This window comes from Zavarzinella formosa DSM 19928, from assembly GCF_000255705.1.
GTDB lineage: Bacteria > Planctomycetota > Planctomycetia > Gemmatales > Gemmataceae > Zavarzinella > Zavarzinella formosa.
On the sequence record NZ_JH636446.1, the window covers coordinates 256,542 to 264,625 of the forward strand.

Sequence of the window (8,084 nt, forward strand, 5' to 3'; positions counted from 1 at the left end):
GCACCAAATCATTGGAAGACGAAACAAAGCCGGTTTGTCCGGGTAGCCCCGACAGGCCCGCCGTGCCATTCTGGCCGTTCCCGCCATCCACACCATCGCCGCCGTCTTCGCCGACGCCAAACAACGGGGAACCATCGGCGTTTTCCCGGTTGGGCCCCCAACTGCCTCCGGAACCTCCGCTGCCGGCTGCGGTAAATCCTCCGCTGCCGTTGGGAAATCCATTGCCTCCCAAACCGCCTTGGGCTGTCCGCCAGTCAGAGGAAGAATAAGTGGCGGCCGCGTTCTGGCCTTGGAAGCCGTAAAAACCCGACCCGCCCACTTCACCAGGGGCGTTGTATAACAGACCATTTGAGCCAAGTCCGAAGCCATTCGCCGGACCTCCCCCCCCGGCGCGACCGCTCGAAGCAAAGGCAGTTCCTCCCTGCCCCCCCTGGCTGGCGGGATTCACACCCGGCGGCACATTGAACGTCACCCCATCTCCAATGTTGACATCATTCTGCACGACAAACCCGAAGGGTTGGTTGCTGTCAATCGTGACTGTTGATCCGGCGGGGATGTTCAGATCGCCATAAAAATAAATGGTATTAATGGCGTTGTTATCAAGAAAATTATTTGTGATCGCGAATGGCGTTCCGTTGAAAACTCCGAAAAAATAGATTGGGAAACCTGAAGAATCAATCGTATAGATCGGAATGGGATGCCCATCAATGTTGATCGATCCGCTCCCCGACCCAATTTCAATGTTCTGAGGCACACTGGGCATCGTCCCCGGCACAGCCGCGATGGGCAGTTCAATCCCCGTGTGCAGCGTTTGAATCGCCACGAGTTTTGTCATGGACAGGTTGCCCAGAATCAGCGACACGGATGTCAGTTCGCTGAACTTCGGATCCAATGTCACCGTTTGGAACGCGCCGGGAGATGACACTGTTATTTGTTGAGTTACAGTCTTCCCGGTCGCCGTCGTGCCGATTAGTGTCGTCGTGCCGGTTCCACTGAAGTCGATGGAATACAGGGAAAACAGGCCGCCGTCGGTCGCCGTAAACACAACCGGCGCGTTGGCCGCCGGGTTGGCCGCCTTGATGGCCGGCAGGATGCTCCGGTCGGCTTCCAAGTTTGGCTGGTTGTCCATCGTCGTGCTGCGGAGCGTGAAGCCCCCTTCCACATAGGAAGCCACCGTTCCTTGCAGACGGGTGAATTGAAGCAGGCCGCTGGATTGCAGCGTGACTTGATTGCCGTTGATCGTCCCCTTCTGGGCCGTGCCCCCGGCATTCACATTCAGGGTGTTTTGCGGAGAGGTGCCGCCGATGATGTTCACATCATCAACCAGCGACATCTCCACGAGCGGCGTTTCCACATTGTTGACCACATAGCCGACGGTCGCCCCGGAGTTTGTGGTCCAGTTCACCGGGTTCGGATTGGCGGAGTTATCCACCTCCATGTGCTCCACGGCCGAACTCAGATAGAGCAGTCCTTGATTGACGCTGTCACCCGGATTGCCGGAGACAATCACGTTCACTTTGTCATCGCCTGAATCGCCGGACAGGATCATCGTGTTCGGCATGGTCAGCGAGTCTGGCGACACCGCGACCCGGCCCACAATAAATTGATCCGACCCTGCGCCGCCGTTGACGTGAATCAACGTTGTGGGGACGCTGGAGGAAAGCGATAAGGTGTCGCTGTTGCTTCCCTCCAGCAGATCGGCTTCGGTGAATCCCGCGAACGTAGTCGGGCTGATCGGCCCGAACCCGGTGAGCTTCGTGGAACCCGCGGCAGCGCCGTCAGTCAGCGCGGCGGTGATCGGCGTCGTCTGGGAGCTGGCGTCGAAGACCACGTTGTTGTAACTCCCGCCGCCGGACAGGGTGAGTGCGGAAGCGGCGGAACTCAACACGGTCAGCGTGCCCGGCCGGGCTTCGGAATTCGCGGCCATTTCAATCGCCACCGGCCCGGCGATGGTGTTCTTGACGGTCAGATCGCCCTTTCCGGCGCTCAGATCAAGAGAATCAATTCCGTTGAACTTAAGATCCGCCCCTTGCGCTTCGCCCAATCCCTTGACGGCATTGGCGGTGAGGACGGCCTGCGTTGCCGTCCCGTCACTATTGTCGATGCTTAACGTGTTGCCGGAACCGGCGACGCTGCTCAGCGTCACGGATTTGCCGAAGGCATTGATGTTTCCGCTTTCGCCGAAGTCTTTCTGGATCGCTGTGCCGCCGGACAACACCGGCACAGGGGCGGGGTCGCCCCCCAGCGAAATCTTCTGATTGTGTCCGTTGGCCTGAACAACGGTGGGCGCCTGCGATCCCATCAGGTGGAATTGGGTCCCGTCGTTGTTCAGGTTGACGTTCATGGCCGTCACATGAGCCAGGGTTGCCTGCAACCCCAACCCGTTGATTTGGCCCGAATCCGTCACCAGCACATTCGGGTTGCCGGAACCGGTCGGGATGGAATTGGTGGTGACGTTGACAACGTTTGGCCCGGTTCCCCCTTGGTAATCGACCAAGGAGTTGAGGACTCCGTTGGTCGTCAGGTTTAAGGTCGAGCGGCCGCCCGCCAGCAATTGGGTGCTCACACTGGCGGAGGAACCGGAGACGTTGAACGTGTCGTTGCCCGCCAGCGAGTGAACGCGGATCACTTCGATGTTTGAATAAGTGAATGATGTCCCGTTCGACAGCGTGATCGTGTTGCCCGTCACGGTGTAAGTGTCGTCCCCGTTGGTGCCGGTGATGTCTAGTGTGTCGAGGTTGCCGGCGCCTCCGTCCACAATCACCGGGATGCCGACGGGAACTTGATTAAAGTAAATCGCGTCTCCCGTGCCGCTTCCGGTAGAGGTCTGGACAGAAGAACCCGAGATCAACCCATTGATGTTCAAGAGGTTGAAATCGCCATTCCCTGTGCTTCGGAGAACAACCGCGCCACCGGCGGCAACATGGCTGTTTGTCTTGATTTCCAACCCGCCCGAGGCCGAGAGAGTCACCGAGGAATTGTCGCTTCGGACGGCGACCCCTCCGGAAATCGTGATCGAACCGGCTGTCATGGCGATCAAGCCGGATGCGACTGAGTTTTCGTTGACGGTAAGATCTCCTGCAGTAACCACGTTGACGGTCGCCCCGTTGACCCCGGAAATGGCTCCGCCGCCGCCAATGATTAGATTGGTACCGATGTTGTTCACGAACAACTCGCCCAATCCGGCTTCCGCCTCCAGATAAGCCACCTTGGTGACCAGATTTTGGGTTTGCGAACCAATGCCCAGCCCGGCCGACAAAAGAGCTTTGCCCGTGGGCGCTTCTACAGCGTCCGGCGGGCTTCCGACCCCGGAACGGCCGTCGATCAACCGCCCCGCTGATTGAAGGGAGATATTGCCGGTCGCGGACTTGACTTGATTCAGTGACAGATTTCCGGTCACTTGCCGAAGATTGATGTCTCCCGCCGCCGAGGCGTTGACGACGCCCGGAGCGGTGAAGGAGGAGACGATCGCCAGCGGACTGGCCGCCCCGATGGTTGTCCCGGCGACAAGCGTGAGATTGTTGCCGATGAGGTCGGTCGCCCCGCCCGGTCGTTTGGTGATGATCGCCCCCCCGGCGGTCAAGCGAACATTGCCCCGACGCGAGATGACCGAACCGACCGGCAGGTCGCCCGTAGCGGTGATGGACAAATCCACGGGGGTCGAAACCCCCGCATCCACATTCAGTTCGCCGGTGATCACCCCAAGCGAATAAGCGCTGCCAGCCCCGCTGTCGGCGATCAGCAAATCCACCAGCGGGGCGTTGAATGTCGCGTTGTTGACAGACACCGGATCGGTATTCTGCATGTTCGTCGCGGACAAATTCAAATAAATGTTGCCAGTCGCATTGGCTGACAACACCGGGGCGCCGTTCCATTGAACCGTCTGTACGTTGAGGCGGGACGCCGCCGTGCCGATGCTGTTTCCGGCGAGCGTCACTTGTTGGCTGGAAATCAGTTGGTTGCCGGCCCCGGTGATCGAACCGTTCGGGGCGTTCACCGTCACGGACCCTTCCGCGTTGTTGATCGTCCCCCGCAAGACGATGTTCGAGACACTGGTGATGCTGACCGGAGTTCCGCCCGTGTTGCTGATGTTGGTGGTGAATGACGAACCCGGCGGCAAAAAGAGGGCGTCAATCGTCAGTTTCGGAGTCGTGTGCGAATTCAAGACGGAAATGTCGCCGACCACCAAGTCTTTCGTCGGGTCTTCGTTGAGCAGATCGACGCTGCCGGAACCTTGGTCAAACATAAAGGTCGAGTTGCCTTGGATGCCCGTGACCCCGCCTTTGGCGCTAATCAAAGCCGAGCCGTTACCCGGATTGACAATCGGGTCAAGGACGATTTGATTTCCAACCGTCGTGTATGTCACCCCTGATGATGTCACATTCCCTGTCGGATCGATGTGGAGATATCCGCTTGCCCCGGTGATGGTGGCATTGGCGTACATCGCCACAGAACTGGACGGGCTGACGGTTTCCTTCTTCTTGCTGCTGCCCACATCGATGAGAACGAATCCCTTCCGTTCCGCCTTCGTCGTCACGGGGAGGGAGTTATTGTGCGATGTCACCTGGAGGTTGGATGTGCGCATCGTCGTCGTGGCGGAACCGGCGGAAGCCTTTTCAACGTTGACGTTTGCCTGTGTTGTGAGATTGGTGGTCGCGTTGGCGTCGGTCTTGCCGGCGAATCCGCCGGCGTCGGTGATGGCGTGCGAGGTGGCTCCAAACACGAACAAGTCAGCCAAAGAGCCTGAAGAGGCGCCGGTGGCCGCGTCAAGCTGAAGCGACCCGACCGCGTTGAGCGTCGCACTTGGCTGCACGTCCACATTCGAGGTATTCGTTTTGTCAATCGTGGTGGTGCCAGCCACATGCAACCCGGCGGCACCACCCGTGGCCGTCGCCGTGGACGACGACAACACGCCGTCTTTTTGATCGGCTAGGATTTGCATGTTCAATCCGGCGGCCAGGCTCGCATGATCCTTGATTAACGTGCTGGCGTTGGCGGTCCCGTCGGTCTTGGAGGTCGCGGTGGAATCGACGCCCAATCCCTTCCCGGAAGTGCTGGAATCGGAAGAGTCGTTCACGCCGATTCTGGACTCAACCAGAATGTTCATTCCCGCCTTGACCCCGGCGGCCGATCCCACGGTGACTGTCGCAGGATCGTTTGTGGTCGTCGTGGCGTTGGCAATCGGCACGGCCACGGCCCCGCCCCCTTTGGCGGTGGCCGACGACCGCACGCCAAAGTCTTTGGTGATTGCTTGAAGAGTGAAACTTCCCTTGCGGGCATTTACCTGGGCATGATCTCCCAATTCGGCGTCTGTTCCGTCGGCGACGGTGGTTGATGCCGTCGGCTTGCCGGCGGCGCCCAAGCCTCCGAATGTGTTGTTGGCGACGGCCGCCAGATTGTCACCGTAAACGGGAATCCCAAGCGCCGTGCCGAACGGGTCATAACCGTTCGTGGCGGTGATTGTGACATCCCTGTCCGCGTTCAGCGAACTGTTCTGCTGGGCGTTGGCGGAAACCGGGTTGTTTCGCACCGTGGTCGCCTGCGCGCCGCCGATGGCAATCAAGCCGCCGATGCTTCCGGTGGCGTTGGAGGTTGCCTTCTGCGAATTGTTGGCGGAGATCGTGAGGCTTCCACCCGAATTCACACTGGCCTGATCGCCGGCGAACGCACTCGTTGACGCCGGCACGCTCGGGACGCTGACAATGCCGTCCAGATTCGCCGTGCCGATGGCCGCGTTGGCTACGTTTCGACTCGCTGCGACAAACCCGCCGATGTTCAAGCCGTCCGTCTTGGCGGTGGTGCTTCCCGTCGAATTGGCTGTCACATTGACGTCTTTTCCGGTGGTGATTTGCGCCCCCGAACCGAGGTTCGCGCTGACGACCGGCCCGGAGACGGCATCCGACTGGGCACCGTTGATCGTCGCCAGAATCGCCCCGCCGGAGGCGTTTGAATGAGCCGAGTTCGAGAGGCCATCAACTAGGGCGTTCACCGTCAAACCGCCGTTCGGCACAGTGATCTGGCCGCCCCCCGTGGCGGCGACCGTCGGGGCCACAGTTGATTGCGACGTGGAAAGCCCGATGGTGATGCCGCTGGCCGAGATCCCCTTGCTATCGGCCGATGCCTTTGGCTGGGCCACCGCCTCGACGGTCACATCTCCACCGGCCTGCGTTGTGCCCGTCAGAGTGGACGTGATGGCGGGAGAATCGGAGGCGATGGCCTCGGAACCGTATCCGACGTAGATGCCGCCGACCAGAGCCTTGGCGGTCGCCGCCGAGGCTCCCTCGGAAGTGCCCCGGATTTTCAGGTTCTTTCCGCTCTTGGTTTGTCCCTCGGCCTTTGCCTTGACCGCCCCTTGCATCAGGGCATGGGCGATGCTCACACCGACCGCGATCGCGCCGACCGCGATGCCGTCCGTGGAGGCGTTGCCGGTTTGGTTGGAATCGGCGGCAATCTCGACATCCTGCCCGGCGTTGATCGTCGCATTGAAGCCCGTGCTGGCTTCGACCGAATCACCCAAATTGGAACTCGCCGTGGCCCCCGCCCCCGCCCCGCCAAAGCCGACGGCGACCGAGGTGGCGATCGACAGCGTATCAGCCGTGCCACCGGTCGAGGAATTGATGCGGACATTGCCCGGCGTCGTGACCGTCGCGTTATTGACGGTTGATTGAACCTGACTGGCGGAAGTATTGTCGGCAGCCGAGACGCTGACGGAAGCCGCGACGAGTCCGCCGGCAATCGCCCCGGTGCCAACCTTGGCGCTCAAGGGGGAGGTCTCCAACGAGGAGATCAGCACATCGCCCGCCGCCGTGATGGCGCCGCCATCGACGAACGATTTGACAGTGTTAGTCACCCGGTTGGTCGAACTGGCGCCGCCGCCGGAGAAGCTCAATCCGGCGGGCGCCCCGGCCACCGCGACCGACGCGGCCACGCCAAGGGTGGTCCCAGAAGAGGCACTGGTCGCCTGCATGGTCACGCCACCGGCGGAAGACACGGTTGAACTGTCGCCATAGGCTTGGATCGTGCTATTGAACGTGTTGCTGGCAATCGACGCCCCGATGGCGATGGCTCCCGCCCCCCCGATGGAAAAACCAGCCGCCAAGGCCCCCGCAATTGCCTTGGCATCGGCCGTGGAACTGTCACTCGCCAGAATAGACACATTGCCGCTTCCGGTGGTTTTGAGTGTCGCCCCGTTGGTGGCATAAGCCGCGACGTTGTTCGCGATGTTATTATCAACCTCGGCGCCGGCCCCGCTCGCGGACACGCCGGCCAACACCCCGCCCGAACCACTGGCCGCCCCGCCGATGGCCAGCCCGCTGATGTTGGTGGTTTCGGCCGCGTTCAACGAAACATCACCGCCGGCCGCCTTGACCAAGGCTCCATCGACGAATGCCTGAACCTGATTGCCGACATCATTGTTGACCGTTGAGGCACCGACCGTGACGCCGACGCCGACCGCGCCCCCGGCCCCGACACCGGCGGCAACTCCCCCCGCGCTGGCGTTGATCGTGGAGTGATCGGTCGCGGAAATCGTGACCGATCCGCCGTTGGCGGCGACCGTCTTCCCGGCACCGTTGGCCACATCGGCCTGAACAATGCCATGCACCGAGTTGTAAGACCCGGCCCCGGCCCCCGCCGCGGCAATTCCACCCGTCCCGGCGCCGACGGCTACCGTTCCGGCGATGCTCAGTGCCTTGATGGTCGCGCTTTCATCGGCGGACATGGCGACTTTTCCGGCTGATGTGACATCGGAGTTGTCAACAAACGCCTGGACAGTGTTCCGGATGTCGTTGTTGGCATAACCAACACCCAGCGACGCGCCGACTCCGCCACCAGTCCCGGCCGCCACCCCCACACTGATGCCGCCGCCGTCGGCCGTGATACCGCTTTGATCCTTGGCTGTCATGGAGACATCGCCGCCGGTGGTGGTCACGGTGGCTTGGCCTGAAACCGACGCTTGGACGGTGTTCTTGACAGTGTTCCCCGAACCGGCTCCGGCCCCCCCGACACCGACGCCTCCCGCGCCCCCGGCACCGACCGCCACGGCGCCGCCGACTGTCAGGGCGTTAATCGTGGCGGCTTCGTTC

The 8,084-nt window shown here is 61.3% G+C and carries 1 protein-coding gene; it reads right to left on the reverse strand.

Annotated features, from left to right (window positions below):
• Positions 1-8,084, reverse strand: an 8,084-nt coding sequence (locus tag BGIM_RS66130) for a hypothetical protein (RefSeq protein WP_193789043.1), incomplete at both ends; no start/stop codon positions are given.